Consider the following 17,010-nt stretch of genomic DNA (forward strand, 5'->3'; position numbering starts at 1 on the left):
TCTTAGCACGGGGCCCCGGCGGACCGGACGGCGGCCGTCCGCGGCGCCGGGGTCCGGTCCGCCGGGGCCCCGACCGCCTCCCGCACCACCAGCAGGGCCGTGGTGTCGTCGTCCAGGCCGTGGGCGCCGAACCGCTCCAGGTCCTCCCGCAGCAGGCCCGGGATGAGGTCGGCCGGCTCCCCGGCCCAGTCCCGCAGCCGCTGCTCCAGCGGATAGAACGCCCCGCCGCCGTCCCGGGTCTCGGTGACGCCGTCGGTGACCATCAGCAGCCGGTCCCCGGCCCCGAACGGCACCTCCTCCACGGTGAACGCCGCGTCCACCGGCACCGGCAGGTGCACCGGCACCGACGGCGCGGAGAGCTCGACCGCCGACACCGTCCGGCCCCGCTGCACCAGCGGCGCCGGATGCCCGCAGCTGAGCAGCCGGATCACCGGCCGGTCGTCGGGGACCTCGGCCAGCAGCACCGTCGCGAACCGGTCCGCCCCCTCCGACTCCGGCGCCCGCTCCGCGTACCGCGCCATGCTGGTCTCCAGCCGCCGGGCGAGCGCGGGCAGGTCCGGCGCCGTGTACGCGGCCTCCCGGAAGGAGCCGAGCAGCACCGACGCCGCCTCGACCGCCGGCAGCCCCTTGCCCTGGACGTCGCCGACCACGATCCGGACCGCGCCGGGCACCTTCAGCGCCTTGTAGAAGTCGCCGCCGACGTGCGCGCCCTCGTCGGACGCCTCGTACAGCAGCCGCAGCCCCACCGTGCCGAGCCGGGCGGGCGGCGGGCGCAGCACCGCCGACTGGGCGGCCTCCGCGACCGCGCTGATCCGGCGCAGCTCCTCCTCGCGGCGCTGCCGGGCGTGGCTGGAGACGCCCGCCGCGAGGATGACGACGGCCAGCACCGCCTGCCCGGCGACCAGGGTGGGGTACGGATTGCCGTCGCGGACGGTGAGCAGCGCCGTGGTCGCCATGGCCAGCGAGCCGATCAGGACCGTCCCGAAGGCGGACCAGGTGGCGGCGGCGAGCGCGGGCGCGGCGATGAGGAAGCGGTCGAACCGCTCCTCCGGAGAGGTCAGCAGGTCCGCGAGGGTCGCGAGCACGATCACCAGGAAGGGCAGCACCCGCCCGATCGCGTACCGGAGCTCCGCGCGGTGCGCGGAGCGGGCGGCGGGGCCGGAGGGGCGGACGGGCACGGTGGGGTCCGCGGACATGACTCTCCCTCGGTCGGATCGCGGCTGCCTTCACCGGCCACCCTGCCCGAGCCGGACGGACGGACGGCAGGGCCGTACGTCCCGGCCGCCGGTGACGTACGGCCCCGGTCCCGCCGGACGCGTCAGGAGGGGAGGTTCTGCTCGGCCCACACCACCTTGCCGCCGGAGGTGCGGCAGGAGCCCCACCGGCGGCAGAGCATGTTGACCAGCTGGAGCCCCCGGCCGCCCTCGTCGCTCAGGTCGGCGTGCTGGATCTGCGGCAGGTCGGGGCCGGTGTCCGACACCTCGACCACCAGCCGCTCGCCGCGCAGCAGCCGCAGCTCGCCGGGGCCGTTGCCGTACCGCAGGGCGTTGCCGACCAGCTCGGACACCACCAGCTCGCACACGTCCGCGAGGTCGTCCAGGCCCCACTCGGCGAGCTGCCGGGTGACCAGCCGGCGGGCCTCGGAGGCGGCCCGGCCGTCCCCGGACAGCGGCCACACCCGCAGCCCGGTCCCCGGCTCCAGCGGTACCGTCCGCGCGGTGAGCAGCACCGCCTCGTCGAAGCGGCCCGGTCCCGCCGGGGCCGCCGCGATCAGCCCGCCGCCCTCCAGGGAGCCCGGCGGCAGCTCCCGCACCGCCGACCGCAGCAGCCCCAGCTGCTCCTCCAGGTCCGCGCCCCGGTCCTTCACCAGGCCGTCGGTGTACAGCACGAGCCCGCCGCCCTCGGGGACGGTCACCGTCACCGGGTCGTACGGGATCACACCGGCGCCCAGCGGCGCCCCGGCCGGCAGCGCGACGAACTCGGCCCCGCCCCGCCCGTCCAGCAGCAGCGGCGGCAGGTGCCCGGCACCGGCCAGGGTGCAGCGCCCGTCCGCCGGGTCGTACACCGCGCAGAGGAAGGTGGCGACCTGGTCGTCCTCCAGGTCGCGGGTGGCGAGGTCGAGCCGGGCGAGGACCCGCTCCGGCGCCATGTCGAGGGTCATCAGGGTCCGGGCGACGGCCCGCAGCCGGCCCATGGTGGCGGCGGCGGGCAGTCCGTGGCCCATCACGTCGCCCGCCATCAGGGCCGTACGGCCGCCCGGCAGGGACATGACGTCGTACCAGTCGCCGCCCACCGCGTTCCGCGCCGCCGAGGGGGCGTACTCGGCCCGCACCCGCAGACCGGGGGTCACCGGGGTGGCGCGGGGCAGCAGGCTGCGCTGGAGGGTGACGACGTGCTCGCGCTCCCGGCCGTACAGCCGGGCGTTGTCGATGAAGACGGCGGCCCGGGAGGCGAGCTGCTCGGCCAGGGCCAGGTCGGTGGAGGAGAACGGCGGGCTGCCCGGCCCCCGGACGAAGTCGGCGCTGCCGAGCAGCAGCCCGCGGGCGATCAGCGGCACCGCCAGATAGCTGTGGACGCCCAGGGCGCGCATCTTCGCCGCGCCGCTCGCGGAGGGCGAGACCCGTTCGAAGTCGCCCTCGCGCATCCGGGCGACCAGGACCGGCTTGCCCTGCCGCAGGCAGTACTGGTGCAGCAGCGTCTCGTGCCACGTCTGGTCGCGGACGAAGGTCTCGCCGACCGGCACCGGCTCCAGGGCGGCCATGCTCTCCACCGAGGACAGCGCCACCGCCCGCATCGGGGGCACCCCGCTGCCGGTCCAGCGCGAGCCCTCCTCGCCACGCAGCACGCTCTCCAGGATGTCGACGGCCGCGCCGTCGGCGAAGGAGGGCACGGTGAACTCGGCCAGCTCCCGCGCGGTCAGCTCCAGGTCCAGGGTGGTGCCGATGCGGGTGCCGGCGGCGTTGAGCCAGGCGAGCCGGCCGCCGGTGGAATGCCGGTCGAGCGGAACGCCCCCGGCGGCGCGCCGCCGCCGCGCGCGGACCGCCGCGGACCGGTACACCGCCGTGGTCCGTCCGGCCGAGACCCTGCCGGTCAGGCGCCGTCCGCCGCTGCCGCCACTCACTCTTTCCGGCCTCCATACGGGAACTCGACCAGTGTGGTGCACAGTCTGCACCGGAACCCCGTCCGGCGCACCATCCGTACGGCAGCGGAATCGCAGCAGAACAGTAGCTCTGTCACATCCACCGAAAGAGTGAAACCTGTTCGAGGTGTTGTTCGTCCTCCCTCCCGGTGGCCGCGCACGGACCCGGAGGGGGCCGTGCGGGCCGGACAGGGAACGCGAGATCGGAGGGGCACATGCGCCTGAGGGGCAAGTACACCGCGCACGTGGCCGTGTTGGCATCGGCGGTCGGACTGAGTCTGGCGGCATGGGGGGCGACGGCGCTGGTGGGCAGCGGTGAGGAGGCCGCCCCGCCGGGAGCGGCGGGCGGCCAGCAGATGCCGGGTCAGCAGCAGGGCGGGGCGGACCGGCCCGCGAAGCCGACCGTCAAGGTCCCCGAGGGCATCGCGCACGCGGCCGAGGCGGGCGGACGGGCCGTCAACATCACCATCGACGACGGGCCGGACCCGCGGTGGACGCCGAAGATGCTCGACATCCTCAAGGAGAACGACGTCAAGGCCGTCTTCTGCATGGTCGGGCCGCAGGCGCAGCGGTACCCGGACCTGGTGAAGCGCGTGGTGGCCGAGGGGCACCGGCTCTGCGACCACACCATGACCCACGACACGACGATGGACCGCAAGCCCGTGGCGTACCAGAAGACGCAGATCCTCGACGCGGTGAAGCTGATCGAGGACGCGGCCGACGGCGCCCCGGTGCTGTACTACCGGGCCCCCGGCGGGGCGTTCACCCCCGACAGCCGGCGGATCGCCGCCGCCGCCGGGATGCGGCCGCTGGGCTGGAACGTGGACACCAAGGACTTCGAGCGGCCCGGTTCCGACGCGATCGTCCGGACCGTCAAGAACGAGCTGTCCAACGGTCCGACGATCCTCTTCCACGACGGCGGCGGCGACCGCTCGCAGAGCGTGACCGCGCTGCGGGAGGTGCTGCCCTGGCTGAAGCAGCAGGGCCGCACCTTCAGCTTCCCGGTCCACACCGCTCCCGACGCGCCGTGACGCCCGCGGCTCAGCGCCGTACGGTGTCGTCGGTCTTGAGGTCCTCGACCGCCTGGTCGAAGGCCGGGACCTGGTCGGGGCAGTAGACCTGGAGCACGATCCGCTCGGCCTCGACGGCCTTCGTGTCGGCGATGACCGGGCGGCTCCCGGGGCCGGTGGCGCCGTTGGAGAGCTGGTCGATCCGGTAGAGCGCCTTCTTCAGGGCGTTGCCGGGGGACTCGCAGACCTGGCCGCCGTCGGTGCCGAGCAGCCGCTCGACGGTGTCCTTGTCGGGCGCGGAATAGCCGGCCCTGACCAGCTCCTGGCTGAGCTGGTCGGCCTTCCGGGAGCTCTCCTGGGTCCGCTTGAAGCCGCTGTACCGGATCAGACCGGTGATCACCAGCCCCAGCAGGATCGCGATCGCGCCCCAGTAGATCCACTTGTGCTCGGAGGCGAAACGGGTCGGGCTCATGCGGAGTCCTCCTCGGTCCCGGCGGCGGCCGTCCGCCACTGCGGCTTCCGGAGCTTCAGGAAGGCCCACGGGATGAGCAGGCCGAGGATCACCAGGCCGCCGCCGACGATGAGGATGTACGACCAGACGCTGCCGCTGCCGAACTGCGAGGGCGGCACGAAGCCGATGAACATGGCCGCGAGCGAGGCCAGCAGGCCCACCGTGCAGATCAGGCCGAGGGCGGGCGCCCGGTAGCCGCGCGGGTGGTCCGGCCTGAGCTTCCGCAGCCGCATCGCCGCGACGAACATCAGCAGGTAGACGATCAGGTACACCTGCGTGGTGATGGTCGAGAAGATCCAGTACACGCTGGAGACGTTCGGGAGCAGCGCGTAGCCGAGGGCGATGACCGAGGTCACCACGCCCTGCGTGACCAGGATGTTCTGCTGGATGCCGAACTTGTTGAGCTTCTGAAGGAACGGCGGCAGGTAGCCCTCGCTGCGGGAGATCTCCAGCAGGCCCTTCGACGGGCCCGCCAGCCAGGTCAGCATGCCGCCGAGCGAGGCGGAGATCAGCATGATCGCCGCGATCGGCGTCATCCAGCCCACGTCGAAGTACGAGAAGAACGCGTCGAACGCCTGCATCACGCCGGCCGTCAGGCTCAGCTGGTCCGCCGGGACGACCCAGCTGATGGCGAGCGCGGGCAGGATGAAGATCAGCAGCACCAGGCCCATCGCCAGGAACATCGACTTCGGGTACTCCTTCGCCGGGTTCTTCAGCGAGGAGACGTGCACCGCGTTCATCTCCATGCCCGAGTACGACAGGAAGTTGTTGACGATCAGCACCAGGCTCGCCAGGCCGGTCCACTGCGGGAGCAGGTGGCTGCCGTCCATCGGGGCCGCCGAGGGGTTGCCCTGGCCGAGGAAGACCATGCCGAGCACGACCAGGACCGTGCCGGGCACCAGCGTGCCGATGATCAGGCCCCAGCTGGACAGGCCCGCCAGCGCCTTCGTGCCGCGCGAGGAGACCCAGACGCCGGTCCAGTACAGGACCATGATCACGATGGCCGTGTAGAGGCCGTTCGAGGCGAGCGAGGGATCGATCACGAAGGCGATCGTCGAGGCGACGAAGGCCAGCAGGCTCGGGTAGTAGAAGATCGTCATCGCGAACTGGCACCACACCGCGAGGAAGCCCAGCGGCTTCGACAGACCCTCGGCCACCCACCGGTAGACGCCGCCGGACCAGCCGGAGGCCAGCTCGGCCGAGACCAGGGCCGTCGGCAGCAGGAAGACGATGGCCGGCACCAGGTAGAGGAAGACGCAGGCGAGGCCGTACACGGCCATCGTCGGCGCGGCGCGCAGGCTGGCCACCGACGCGGTGGTCATCAGCGCCAGCGTCACCCAGGTGATCGTGGGTGGCGCGGTCGCGGGCCGCGCCGCGGCGCGGGGTTTCGGCAGATCGGCGGGGACGTCCATCGATGCCACGGGCCCTCCCGGGGGGAGCGGGGATACGGCGGGATCCGCCCCAGCCTCCGCGACGGCGAGCCCGGACGCAGGGCGGCGGCGGCCGTCCGGGTGACACGGGCGCGGTCGGCGCCCCCGGCGGACCGCGCCGGATGCCGGGCGCGGCCGGACGGGAGATGCTGGGCGCTCGTCACCCTGCTCCCGAGGAGGCGGCCGTGGCACGACCCGTGGGGGAACCCGGGGGACCGGAGGAGCGGGAGGAGCGGGAGGAGCCCGGGGGACCGGGAACCGGCGGGGACGACGCCGTCTGCGGGTTCCTGGCCCGGCTGACCGGACTGCTGCTGCGGACCTCCGGCGAGGGCGCCGAACTGATCGCGCGCGAGGTCATGGCGGCCGGCCGCGCCCTGGGCGCCGACGTGGAGCTCCTCCTCGTGATGGACACCGCCACCCTCTCCGTCGCCCTGCCGGACGGGCGGACCCGGACCGTCCTCGTGCACGCCGTCCCCGAGGTGGCCCGGCTCGACCGGATCGCCGCCCTGAAACCCCTCGTCGCCGACGTGTGCGCGGGCCGGGCCGGGGCCGCGGAGGCCAACGCCCGCCTCGACCGGATCGAGGCGGCCCCCGCCCCGTACCCGTGGTGGCTGAAGATGGCGGGGATCGTGCTCTTCTCGCTGGGCTTCGCCCCGCTGATGCAGCCCACCCGCTACGAGCTGGCCGCCACCGCCCTCCTCGCCACGCTCACCGCCGCCCTCGCGGTCGCCGCCGACCGCCGCCCCCGGCTCGCCCTGGTCCTGCCCCTGGTCGCCTCGGTGACGGTCTCCGTCGTCACCCTCGCCCTCCTCGCCGACGACCCGGCGCGCGGCGGACCGGTGCTCCTGATGCTGCCCGCGCTGTTCTTCTTCGTCCCCGGCGACTACCTCAGCGCCGCCGCCGCCGAACTCGGCGCCGGACTCCTCACCACCGGCGCGGTCCGGCTGGTGTACGCGGTCTTCCTGCTGGTCCAGCTCTGCGTCGGCGTCCTCCTCGGGGCCTACGTCACCGGCACCCCCACCGGCGCCCTCTTCGACACGGCGGCCGAGGCCGACCTGCCCCGGTGGCTTTTTTTCGCCTCCTGGACGGTCTTCACCGCCGGGACCGTCCTCGCCTTCGCCATCCCCCGCCGCTTCCTCCTCCCGCTGCTCGCCCTCGTCTACCTGACGGTCGGCGTGCAGTCGGCGGCCACCAAGCTGATCGGGGAGACCGGCGGCACCTTCGTCGCGGCGGCGGTCCTCGCCGCCGCCGCGACGCTGCTGTCCCGGGGACCGGACCGGCCGCCCCGGCTGATCCTCGTCCTGCCCGGCTTCTTCACCCTCACCGTCGGCTCGCTCGGCATGCGCGGACTGACCACCCTGGCCGGCGGCCACGTCGTCGACGGCTTCACCGACCTGCTCGAACTCGTCCTCGTCGTCACCGCCATCGCGGTCGGCCTGGTCCTCGGCGCCGCCGCCGTACCGGAGCACAGGCCGCCGCGGGCCGCCCCGTAGGATCACCGGGACGCACCGCCGAACGAGGAGCAGCCGCCCGTGACCGTCCTGGTGGAACCGTCCCCGCCGCTGCTGCTGGAACGCGACGAGGACGGGCTGCGGCTCGGCGCCCTGCTCTGGCGGACCGGACCCGGCTGGCGCGCCGCCAGCAGCGCCGTCCTCGGCGGCGGCATCGGCCCCCGCCACTGGGTCGTCAACGCCCAGGTCGCCCACGGCTACACCCGCACCGACCCCGAGCGGCACCTCGCCGACCTCGCCGCCGCCGCCGGACTCGACGGGCCCGGCGTCGGCCTGATGACCGCGGCCGAGGTCGCCCGACCCGGCACCGGCACCGACGGCGGCGTCACCGCCGTCGCCACCGCCGGGATCGAGGTACGGGGCTGGGCCGCCGCCCCCGGACCCGCGCTCCCCGCGCCCCCGCCGCCCGGCACCATCAACATCGTCGTCACCGTCCCCGCGCCGCTCACCGACGCGGCCCTCGTCAACGCCGTCGCCACCGCCACCGAGGCCAAGGTCCAGGCCCTCCTCGACGCCGGCCACGACTGCTCGGGCACCCCCACCGACGCCGTCTGCGTCCTCGCCCGCGCCCCCCGGCCCGGCGGCCCCGCCGACGCCTTCGCCGGCCCCCGCTCCCTCTGGGGCGCCCGGCTCGCCCGCGCCGTCCACCGGGCCGTCGGCGCCGCCCTGCGCTGACCGGGGGCGCCGACGGCCCGCGCTCAGCCCCGGCCGAACGCCCCGGCCAGCTCCCGGGCCGCCGCCGCGACCCCCCGGAGCGCCACCGCCTCCATCCCCGGCATCGCGCCCAGCCGCGTACTCGCCAGACAGGTGTTCTCCGGCCGGGAGGCGTACCGGCCCGAGGCCCGGGGCACCGGCCGCACCAGCTCCTCCGGGACGCCCAGGGCCCGCGCGATCTCCCGCGCCCACCCGGCCCGGGAGACCCGCTCGGGACCCCCCAGGTGCAGCAGCTCCGGCACCGCCGCGCCCGGCCGCAGCAGCAGCGCGGTCACCGCCGCCACATCGGCCACCGGGACCGGCGTCGTCCACTGATCGTCCGGGGCCTCCACCGGCTCGCCCCGCAGCAGCCGGTGCGCGCAGGACGCGAAGAAGTTCAGCCACTTCCCGGCGTCCGCCGGCTCGTGGCCGTACACCAGACTGACCCGCAGCACCGTCGCCGGGGACACCGCGCGGGCGAGCAGCAGCTCCTCCGCCCGCAGCTTCGCCGCCCCGTACGCGTTCGCCGGAGCCGTCGGACTCTCCTCCACGCACACCGGAGCGACCCCGTCGAAGACGTTGTCCGTCGAGATCATCACCAGCCGGTCCAGCCCCGGCAGCGCGGCGAACGACGCCGTCGCCGCCGCGTGCGCCCGCGCCGCCTCCACCGGATGCGCCTCGCACCAGGTCACGTCCGACGGCCCGTGCACCAGGACCACCGCACGCGGCCGGACCTCCGCCACCACCCGCGCGCAGGCCGCCGGATCGGTGGCGTCCAGGGCCGTCCACCCCGCCCCGTACGCCTCCGGCGGGCTCGCCGGCCGGCCGCGCGAGGCCAGCGTCACCGCCCGGCCCTCCCCGGCCAGCCGCCGGGCGGTCTCCGTGCCGACGAAACCGCTCCCGACCACCAGCACCGGCCCGCCCGCCGCCGTCCGCGCCCCCATCAGACCGCCACCTCCCGCGCCGCCGCGCCCAGCCGGCGGTCCATCAGCAGACCCGCGCCGATCAGCCCGTGGTCGTCGTCGTCCGCGCCGAGCACCACCATCGCCCCGGCCTCCGCGTCCGTCAGGCCGAAGCAGCCCTGCCGGACCAGCTCCGCCGCCAGCAGTTCCCGGTACCGCTCGCCGACCGCCAGGGCGAAGCCGCCCATCAGCACGTACCGGCGGATCCCGATCGAGGCGAACACCCCGCCGATCGCCGCCGCCAGCGGCACCAGCGTGCCCCGCAGCACCTCCGTGGCGAACGGGTCCCCGGCCCGGACCGCCGCCGCGATCGCCGGATTGCCCGGCTCCGGCAGACCGCCCAGCGCCGAGCGCGCGTACCCGGCCGGATCGGCCAGCGCGGCCCGCCGCACGGCGGCCAGCACCCCCCGCCCCGAGGCGAGCGCCCCCAGATGGCCCCGCCCGCCGCAGTCGCACCGCGGCGCGTCCGGCGACCGGTCGTAGGTCCAGTGACCCAGCTCCCCGCCGTGCCCCTCGTCGTCGAGGAGCACCTCGCCGCCCCGGAACACCTTGTTCCCGATGCCCGAACTGATCGTCAGCAGGCAGAACGGCTCCGGGGACGCCGCCCCGTACCGCCAGGCCGCCGCCGTCAGGTCGTTGACGACGAGCACCGGCACCGGCAGCCGGGCCGCCAGCAGCTCCCGCAGCGGCAGCACCCCGCCGCCCCCGCCCCACACCGTCGGCGCGCCCCGCACCGCCCCGTCCCGGTCCACCGGACCGGCGAAGGCGACGCACAGCCCGTCCGCCCCCGCGACCCCGGGCCGGCCGGCCTCGCGCGCGATCTGCTCCACCACCCGCCGCTGGAGCGCCTCCACCGGCTCGCCCGGGAAGCGGGCCAGGCCGTCCACCGGGGTGCGCCGCACCCCGGGCAGCAGGCCGCCCGCCCCGGCGTCGAAGGTGCCGACGCGCAGCGTCGTCCCCCCGACGTCCATCACGGTGATCCGCCGCCCGGCCCGCGCCGGACCGCCGTCACGCCCCGGCAGCCCCATCGGGCACCTCCTCCTCGAAGACGAGCAGCGCCAGGTCGGCCCCGGAGTCGTTGCTCAGACCGTGCTCGCCGTACGGCTCGTTCACCACCACGTCCCCGGCCGACACCCGGAACTCGGCCCCGTCCCGGTGCATCACGCCGCTGCCGCTCAGCACCACGTACGTCTCCCGGTCCCGGCCGTGCCGGTGCCGGCCGATGGACGTGCCCGGCGGCAGCACCGCCAGGTCGATGAAGGACGCCCCCGGGCTCCCGTCGCCCCGGGCCAGGATCCGATGGGCGAGGATCGTGCCCCGACCGCCGTGGTCGCGCTCCTTCGGGACGAACAGCTCCGCCAGGTTCACCACCGGCCGCGCACCGCCGCTCATCCCCGCACCCCCTCGGCGCCGAGCCGCTCCGCGCGCCGCGCCAGGTCGGCCAGCGCGTCCCGCAGCACCCCGGCCGGCACGTCCGCCAGCTCGTCCACGAAGACCGCCTTGCCCACCGCCGCCGGCACCACCAGGTGCAGCCGCCGGCCCCGCCGCTCCCACGACTCCTCCAGGGCCCGGGTCATCAGCTCCGGCACACAGGTCGCCGCGTCGAGGACCGGCAGCCCGATCCGGGCCAGGAGGGCGACGATCCGCTCGCACGACGCCTCGTCGAGCAGCCCCAGCCGCAGCGCCAGACAGGCCGACAGCGCCATGTCGACGGAGACCGCCTCGCCGTGTTCGAGCCGGTGGTCGCCGGCCGTCTCGATCACCGGGCTGAAGGTGTGCCCGAAGTCCACCAGACGGGCCAGCTCCTTCTCCCGCAGGTTCGGGCAGAGCTCCTCCATCATCAGCCGCATCGAGGTGCGCAGCACGTACGTCTCCACCTCGGGCGGCGTCGGCACCCCGCCGGACCGGAAGGCGTCCGGATACCGCTCCAGGGTCGCGAACAGCCCCTCGTCCAGGATCACCGCCATCTTCACGATCTCGGCCAGACCGCAGCGGACCTCCCGCACCGGCAGCGTGGCCAGGAAGGCGGGATCGCTCAGCGAGGCGTGCGAGGGGTGGTAGGCGCCGAACATGTTCTTCGTGCGCAGCGCGTTCACCCCCGTCTTCACCCCCACGCCCACATCCACCTGGCCGACCAGCGTGGTGTTGATCCGGACGTGCCGGACGCCCCGCGCGTACATCGACGCCGCGAAGCCGACCACGTCCGCGACGATCCCGCCGCCGAGGGCCAGCATCACCCCGTGCCGGTCGAGCCCGTCGGCCTTGGCCAGCGCGCAGACCCGCTCGGCCGCCGCCAGCGTCTTGTTCCGCTCCCCGGTCGGCACCGTGTGCAGCGTCCACGTGCCCGGCGCGAGCCGCGCCTCCAGATAGTGCCGCAGCGCCTCCCCGTACAGACCGCCGACGGTCGGCCCGGTGAAGGCCACCACCCGCCGTCCGCCGATCGCCCGCGCCAGCGCGGGATTCTCCGGGGAGAGCACCCCGGAGATCAGCTCCGCCCGGTACGCGGTGCCGTCCGGCGCGAGCAGACTGAAACCGTCGGCGTCCTCCCGGACGCCCGGCAGGCGTTCCCCGTCAGCAAGAACCCGGCTAGGCATGCCTCTCCTCGATGTCTCGGTGTGCTTCCGGCCGACCGGCGAACGCCTCGGCCAGGTGATGGGCGAGCGGTGCCCCGGTCAGCTCCTCCAGGGGGACGGGCCGTCCCTCCCCGTCGGCGACCGGCAGACACCAGTTGGGGTGCGGACCCGCCGTGCCCGGCAGGTTCTGCGGGCGCAGGTCCCCCGTCAGGTCCGGCAGCCAGACCCCGATCATGCGGGCCGGGGTCCGGCCCAGGTACGCGTAGAGGGCGGCGGTCTCGCCCGCCGGGTCCGGCAGCAGCCCGAGCCGGGTCAGCTCGGCCAGCCAGCCGTCCCGCTCGCGCGCCGCCTCCGCCCGCTCCTGCGCCACCGGCCGGGTCAGCAGCCCCAGCCGGTCGCGGAGTTCGACGTGCTCCCCGCCGAGCCAGGCGGCCGTGCTCGGCAGGTCGTGGGTGGTGAGGGTGGCCAGGCAGTGCTCCCGCCACTTCTCCGGCGGCAGCGGGCCGAGCCGGCCCTCGGAACCGCCCTCGTACTCGAAGCGCTGCACGGCCGTCCCCAGCACGCCCCGCCCGGCCAGCGCCTCGCGGACGCCCGCCTCGACCGTGCCCAGGTCCTCGCCGATCACCAGCGCCCCGGCGGCGGCGGCCTCCGCCGCGAGGACGGCCAGCATCGCCGCCCCGTCGTAGCGCACGTAGGTCCCCTCCGACGGCGGGCGGCCCTCGGGCACCCACCAGAGCCGGAACAGGCCCATCACGTGGTCGACGCGGAGCGCCCCCGCGTGCCGCAGCCCGGCTCGCAGCAGCGCCGCGAACGGCCGGTACCCCTCGGCGGCCAGCGCGTCCGGCCGCCACGGCGGCTGGTTCCAGTCCTGCCCCGCCGGATTGAAGTCGTCCGGCGGCGCGCCCACCGACATGCCCTCGGCGAGGCAGTGCCGCAGCGCCCAGGCGTCCGCCCCCTCCGGGGCCACCCCGACCGCCAGGTCGTGCACCAGGCCGATCCGCATGCCCGCCTCCTCGGCGGCCCGCTGGGCGCCGGCCAGCTGCTCGTCGGTGATCCAGGCGAGCCAGCGGTGGAAGCCGACCCGGTCGGCCAGCGTCCGCCGGGCGCGGGCGACCTCCGCCGAGCGCGGATCGCGCAGCCCGGCCGGCCAGGACCGCCACGCCGGACCGTGCACCTCGGCCAGCGCGCACCAGGTGGCGAAGTCGGTGAGGTCCGCGCCCTCCCGGGCGGTGTGGGCGGCGAACGCGGCCTCCCGCTCCGGGGTGCGCGGCACCTCGTACACCTCGCGCAGCGCCCGCAGCTTCAGCGCCCGCACCTCCTCCCGCCGGATCAGCGCCCGCCCCTCCAGGACGGCGGCGTTGAGCGCCTCGGCGCGGCCGGCCAGCCGCCGGACCAGGGCCAGCGGCCCGTCCGCGAGACCCGCGTGCTCCGGTACGTCCCCGACCCGCACGTGCATCGGATCGGGGAAGCGGCGGCTGCTCGGCCGGTACGGCGAGGGGTCGGGCAGCCGCCCCGGCTCCATCGCGTGCAGCGGTCCCAGCTGCACGAAGTCGGCGCCCAGCCGCCCCGCCCAGGAGGCCAGCCCGGCCAGGTCGCCCAGGTCGCCCATGCCCCAGGAGCGGCGGGACAGCAGGAAGTACAGCTGGACCAGGAGCCCCCAGGAGTACGGGGCGGGCGCGGGCGGCTCCGGCGCGACCAGCAGCACCGCCGTCTCCCGCCGCCCGCCGGCCTCCACCGCCAGCGCGTGCGTGCCGGCCGGCAGCGGCCCGTCCGCCAGGCCCCGCCGCCGCCCGTCGGCGCACAGCACCTCCGCGCGGGCGCCCCGGGGCAGCCGGGGCAGCGGCCCGCGCGGACCGTCCACCACCACGCACGGCGGCACCAGCCGCCCGGCGAGCGAGGCCCGGCGGGCGGCCAGCGCGGCCCCGGCGGCGGCCGGCGTGGAGCCGTCCACCCCGCAGGCGGCGAGGACCGCGACCAGCGTGTCGCGGGGGACCGCCACCTCCCGGCCCCGGTCGGTCCGGTAGGAGGCCGCCACCCCGTACGCCTCCGCGAGCGCGAGCAGCGGATCACTCACCGGAGCCCCCCGTCCGGCGCGGCGGCGCGAACGGCACCACCGGCGTGCCGAAGAGGCGCTCCAGCACCTCCGCCACCCCGTCCTCCTCGTGACCGGGCGCGATCTCGTCCGCGACCGCCCGCAGCGCCGGGTGCGCGCCCGCCACCGCCACCCCGTGCCCGGCCAGTTCCAGCATCGGGAGGTCGTTGGGCATGTCGCCGAAGGCCACCGTCTGCGCCCCGGTGCGGCCCAGCCGCTCCAGCGCCCGCGCCACCCCGGTGCCCTTCGTGATCCCCCGGGGCAGCACCTCCACCATCCCCGCCACCGAGTGCACCACCGTCACCTCGGCGCCGCAGAGCCGCTGGGCCGCCTCGGCGAGCGCGTCGTCCCCGACCGTCCGGTGGTGCAGCACCAGCTTGTCGATCGGCGCGTCCCACAGCAGCGCCCGGTCGGCGGTCACGTCCCAGCCGTGCCGCACCCGCTCGCCGAACCCGGGCGTCACCTTGAACCGGCTCTCCGGCGGCGAGGTCACCACCCCCAGCTCCAGCGGCCCGAGCAGCTCCTCGACCCGCGCCACCACCGACCGGGCCAGTCCCCGGTCCAGCCGCTCGGCCGACAGCAGTCGGTCCGCGCCCGCGTCGTACAGCTGCGCCCCCTGCCCGCACACCGCGAGCCCGGTGTAGCCCAGCGAGTCCAGCAGCCGCCGGCACGCCGCCGCCGGACGGCCCGTCACCACCAGGTGCGCGGCGCCCGACGCCGCCACCAGCTCCAGCGCCCGCCGGGTCCGCGCCGAGACCGTCAGGTCCGCGCGCAGCAGGGTGCCGTCGAGATCCGTCGCCACCACCCGGTACGGCGGCGCCTTTGGCACCGGCACGTGGTCCCAGGCGGTCCGGCCGTCCTCCAGGGTCAGCCGCAGCACCAGGCCGCCGCGCACCCCCGCCACCGGCACCGCGCCCCGGAAGACGCCGTCGGCGTCCCGGCGCAGCCCGGACAGCCGGGTGCGGCCCGCGACGGGCACCGGCTCGTCGGAGCGGGCCGCCTCGGCGGCCGACTCCAGCGGCGCCTCCCCGGCCTCCGCCGGGTCCGGCGCGACGCCGTCCACGACGACGTCCACCGCGACCAGGCCCGGATGGCGGTACTCCACCGCCCGCACGGCCCCCGGACCGGCCGGGGCGACCCGGCAGCGGTGCCGCACCGGCGCCATCAGGTCCGCCCGCCCCGCAGCCCCGGCCAGGACGGCGCAGCGCTCGAAGTCGGCCCGCCGGTACGCCCCCGCGAACAGCGCCTCGTACGCCGCCCCGTCCAGCTCCGCGCACGACCCGTAGGCGTCGGCGTCGCCCAGCTCCAGGGCCCGCCGCAGCACGGCTTCCCGGTGCGCCTCCCGCTCCGCCGGGTCCAGCAGTCCGAACCAGCCGTACCGCACGGCGTCCTCGGCGGGCAGCCGGCGCGGCGTCCCGTCGAGCAGCCCCCGGAAGGCGTCCAGGCGGCGCCGGGCGCTCTCCTCCCAGGTGAAGCCGCGCGCCGTGCGGACCGCGTTCCGGGACAGCCGCCGGTACGCCCCGGGCTCCTCCCGGAACATCCGGGCCGCCTCCCGCAGCCGGTCCGCCAGCAGCCCGGCCAGCTCCCGGTCGTCGTCCCGGAAGGAGCCGCGCACCGCGAAACCGGTCGCGTCCGGGTGGTCGTGCGCCAGCGCGTGCCCGAAGTGGGCGGTGGTCCGCTGGGCCGTCCCGATGGGCACCGCGCCGCAGGCCATCGCCTCGCCCTGGGCGATCAGGAAGCCGTCCAGCTCGAACTTGGACGGGTAGACGCAGAAGTCCGCGCACGCCGCCTCGGCGAACAGCTCGTCCTCGCCGACCAGCGACCACTCCAGCCGCACCCGGTCCGGGTGGGCGTCCGCGATCCGCTGGAAGGAGGCGTTGGCCGGGGCGTCCGGGACCGTGCCGGCCGCGCCGGTCGCGCAGCGCAGCACGAAACTCGCGTCGATCCCCTCCGCCAGCACCTCCTCGACCGCCCGCATCAGCTCCAACTGGCCCTTGTGGTGCACCGCGTACCGGGCCGCGTGGTAGAAGACCGGGCGCGCCGGGTCCAGGCCCATGCCGCGCAGCACCGCGTCCCGGTCGACCGCCGCCGGGTCCCGCGCCAGCCAGCCGTCGGACACCCCGCAGCCGCCGTCGACGAGCCGGTCCGCCCGCTCCCGCAGCAGCCGGGCGACCGGCAGACCGGACACGTACCGCTCCATCGGCGTGCCCTCGAAGGTGCTGTGGTGCTCGCGCTGCCCGGCCGACACGAAGTCCACCAGGTCGGCGTGGGCGAGGAGTTGGGGGAAGAGCGAGACGTGGTCGGGGCCGGACTCGGTGTGCAGCCGGGTCGCGGCCAGCGCCCGGACCATCGCCGCCGTCGGGGAGTCCTCCGGCGGCGCCGGCTCCTCCCACGCGTCCAGCGCGTACGGCTCCCCGCTCCCGGCGCCGATCCGCCGCGGATCGACCCCGAACAGCCGCAGCACCGCCTCGGTCTGCGGCCGGTACACCTGCTGCGTGACGGGCGCGTTGGCCGCGACCGTGCTGACGCACCGCCAGCGCGGGTCGTCCCGCAGCACCAGCGGCACCAGGTGGTGGTACGAGGGCTCGAAGCCGTGCACGATCGCCGGCTCGGCCTCCCCGCCGTGCCCGGCGCCGAGCCGGTCGCGCAGGAAGCGCAGCCCGGCGACCTGGAAGACCAGCGGCTTGAAGAAGGACAGCTCCCGGCCCTCGGAGTCCGGCGGCGGATAGAGGCGGTCCGGCAGCAGGTCCAGGTGGGCGTCGGACAGGAAGTAGACGTCCACCCCCTCCAGGCGCAGCAGGTGGGCGCCGGTGGTCAGCTCCAGCGACAGTTCGGCCGGCCGGTCCGGCCAGGTCTTCGGGTCGAGGACCAGCGGCACCGCGTGCGTGACCCGGTAGCCGGTGTCCTCGATCCGGTGGGCGGCCCGCAGCCGGTCCAGGTGCCCGTGGGCGGGCGTCACGACCGACACCCGGTGCCCGAGCGCCGCGTACTCCCGCGACAGGTTCCACACCAGCGGCGACAGGCCGCCGCGCATCAGCCGGGGGTCGAAGCCCCCGCACTCGTAGGCGAAGTTGACGATGTGCACGAGG

General features: G+C 76.0%; 13 protein-coding genes. 3 read left to right on the top strand and 10 right to left on the bottom strand.

From position 1 onward, the window contains the following. Positions 1-2 precede the first annotated feature (2 nt). Positions 3-1,196: a PP2C family protein-serine/threonine phosphatase gene (locus IE219_RS18485; RefSeq protein ID WP_189978749.1), complete on the bottom strand. Its 1,194-nt coding sequence runs from the start codon at positions 1,194-1,196 to the stop codon at positions 3-5. A 122-nt stretch (positions 1,197-1,318) separates the two neighbouring features. Further along, positions 1,319-3,121 carry an ATP-binding SpoIIE family protein phosphatase gene (locus tag IE219_RS18490; RefSeq protein ID WP_189978752.1) on the bottom strand — a complete coding sequence of 601 codons (1,803 nt, stop codon included), beginning with the start codon at positions 3,119-3,121 and terminating at the stop codon, positions 1,319-1,321. A 233-nt stretch (positions 3,122-3,354) separates the two neighbouring features. Between IE219_RS18490 and IE219_RS18495 the strand changes: the two genes are divergently transcribed. Beyond that, positions 3,355-4,170 carry a polysaccharide deacetylase family protein gene (locus tag IE219_RS18495; protein ID WP_189978754.1) on the top strand — a complete coding sequence of 272 codons (816 nt, stop codon included), beginning with the start codon at positions 3,355-3,357 and terminating at the stop codon, positions 4,168-4,170. A 10-nt stretch (positions 4,171-4,180) separates the two neighbouring features. Here the strand turns inward: IE219_RS18495 and IE219_RS18500 are convergent, their stop codons facing one another. Both IE219_RS18500 and gadC read right to left on the bottom strand, forming a co-directional pair. Beyond that, positions 4,181-4,621 (bottom strand): hypothetical protein, encoded by a 441-nt coding sequence (locus tag IE219_RS18500; RefSeq protein WP_189978755.1) that lies wholly within the window; start codon positions 4,619-4,621, stop codon positions 4,181-4,183. Next, the gene (gene gadC, locus IE219_RS18505; protein WP_189978757.1) at positions 4,618-6,081 is read right to left on the bottom strand and encodes a glutamate/gamma-aminobutyrate antiporter GadC; all 1,464 of its coding nucleotides are present in this window, start codon (positions 6,079-6,081) and stop codon (positions 4,618-4,620) included. The genes IE219_RS18500 and gadC overlap by 4 nt, the downstream gene beginning before the upstream one ends. Before the next feature lie 194 nt (positions 6,082-6,275). Between gadC and IE219_RS18510 the strand changes: the two genes are divergently transcribed. Beyond that, complete coding sequence (locus tag IE219_RS18510) at positions 6,276-7,583, top strand: threonine/serine exporter family protein (protein WP_229849848.1); 1,308 nt, start codon at positions 6,276-6,278, stop codon at positions 7,581-7,583. A gap of 39 nt (positions 7,584-7,622) precedes the next feature. Next, positions 7,623-8,276, top strand: coding sequence for an adenosylcobinamide amidohydrolase (locus IE219_RS18515; RefSeq protein ID WP_189978760.1), 654 nt, complete (start codon positions 7,623-7,625; stop codon positions 8,274-8,276). Positions 8,277-8,299: 23 nt separating this feature from the next. Here IE219_RS18515 and IE219_RS18520 read toward each other — a convergent pair whose 3' ends face one another. The 6 genes from IE219_RS18520 to IE219_RS32440 are packed head-to-tail and all read right to left on the bottom strand — an operon-like array spanning position 8,300 to position 17,006. Continuing rightward, the gene (locus IE219_RS18520) at positions 8,300-9,238 is read right to left on the bottom strand and encodes an SDR family oxidoreductase (protein ID WP_189978761.1); all 939 of its coding nucleotides are present in this window, start codon (positions 9,236-9,238) and stop codon (positions 8,300-8,302) included. Continuing rightward, positions 9,238-10,284 carry an ROK family protein gene (locus tag IE219_RS18525; RefSeq protein WP_189978763.1) on the bottom strand — a complete coding sequence of 349 codons (1,047 nt, stop codon included), beginning with the start codon at positions 10,282-10,284 and terminating at the stop codon, positions 9,238-9,240. The genes IE219_RS18520 and IE219_RS18525 overlap by 1 nt, the downstream gene beginning before the upstream one ends. Further along, positions 10,265-10,648, bottom strand: a complete 384-nt coding sequence (locus IE219_RS18530) for a cupin domain-containing protein (RefSeq protein ID WP_189978765.1) — start codon at positions 10,646-10,648, stop codon at positions 10,265-10,267. Before IE219_RS18530 ends, IE219_RS18525 begins: the two co-directional genes overlap by 20 nt. Next, positions 10,645-11,850, bottom strand: coding sequence for a sedoheptulose 7-phosphate cyclase (locus tag IE219_RS18535; RefSeq protein WP_189978767.1), 1,206 nt, complete (start codon positions 11,848-11,850; stop codon positions 10,645-10,647). The genes IE219_RS18530 and IE219_RS18535 overlap by 4 nt, the downstream gene beginning before the upstream one ends. Further along, positions 11,843-13,903 (bottom strand): 4-alpha-glucanotransferase, encoded by a 2,061-nt coding sequence (gene malQ / locus IE219_RS18540; protein WP_189978769.1) that lies wholly within the window; start codon positions 13,901-13,903, stop codon positions 11,843-11,845. Before malQ ends, IE219_RS18535 begins: the two co-directional genes overlap by 8 nt. Continuing rightward, a complete protein-coding gene (locus IE219_RS32440) occupies positions 13,896-17,006 on the bottom strand; it encodes an HAD hydrolase family protein (protein WP_308434026.1) in 3,111 nt (1,036 codons plus the stop codon). Before IE219_RS32440 ends, malQ begins: the two co-directional genes overlap by 8 nt. Between the last annotated feature and the right edge of the window lie 4 nt (positions 17,007-17,010).

The sequence above is a fragment of the Streptomyces termitum genome (assembly GCF_014650175.1).
Taxonomy (GTDB): Bacteria; Actinomycetota; Actinomycetes; order Streptomycetales; family Streptomycetaceae; genus Streptomyces; species Streptomyces termitum.

What these genes read in the sequence shown, in the direction of transcription:
- IE219_RS18485 (WP_189978749.1), bottom strand. Translation starts at nt 1,196, where the DNA reads ATGTCCGCGGACCCCACCGTGCCCGTCCGCCCCTCCGGCCCCGCCGCC.
- IE219_RS18530 (WP_189978765.1), bottom strand. Translation starts at nt 10,648, where the DNA reads ATGAGCGGCGGTGCGCGGCCGGTGGTGAACCTGGCGGAGCTGTTCGTC.
- IE219_RS18500 (WP_189978755.1), bottom strand. Translation starts at nt 4,621, where the DNA reads ATGAGCCCGACCCGTTTCGCCTCCGAGCACAAGTGGATCTACTGGGGC.
- IE219_RS18495 (WP_189978754.1), top strand. Translation starts at nt 3,355, where the DNA reads ATGCGCCTGAGGGGCAAGTACACCGCGCACGTGGCCGTGTTGGCATCG.
- IE219_RS18525 (WP_189978763.1), bottom strand. Translation starts at nt 10,284, where the DNA reads ATGGGGCTGCCGGGGCGTGACGGCGGTCCGGCGCGGGCCGGGCGGCGG.
- IE219_RS18535 (WP_189978767.1), bottom strand. Translation starts at nt 11,850, where the DNA reads ATGCCTAGCCGGGTTCTTGCTGACGGGGAACGCCTGCCGGGCGTCCGG.
- IE219_RS18520 (WP_189978761.1), bottom strand. Translation starts at nt 9,238, where the DNA reads ATGGGGGCGCGGACGGCGGCGGGCGGGCCGGTGCTGGTGGTCGGGAGC.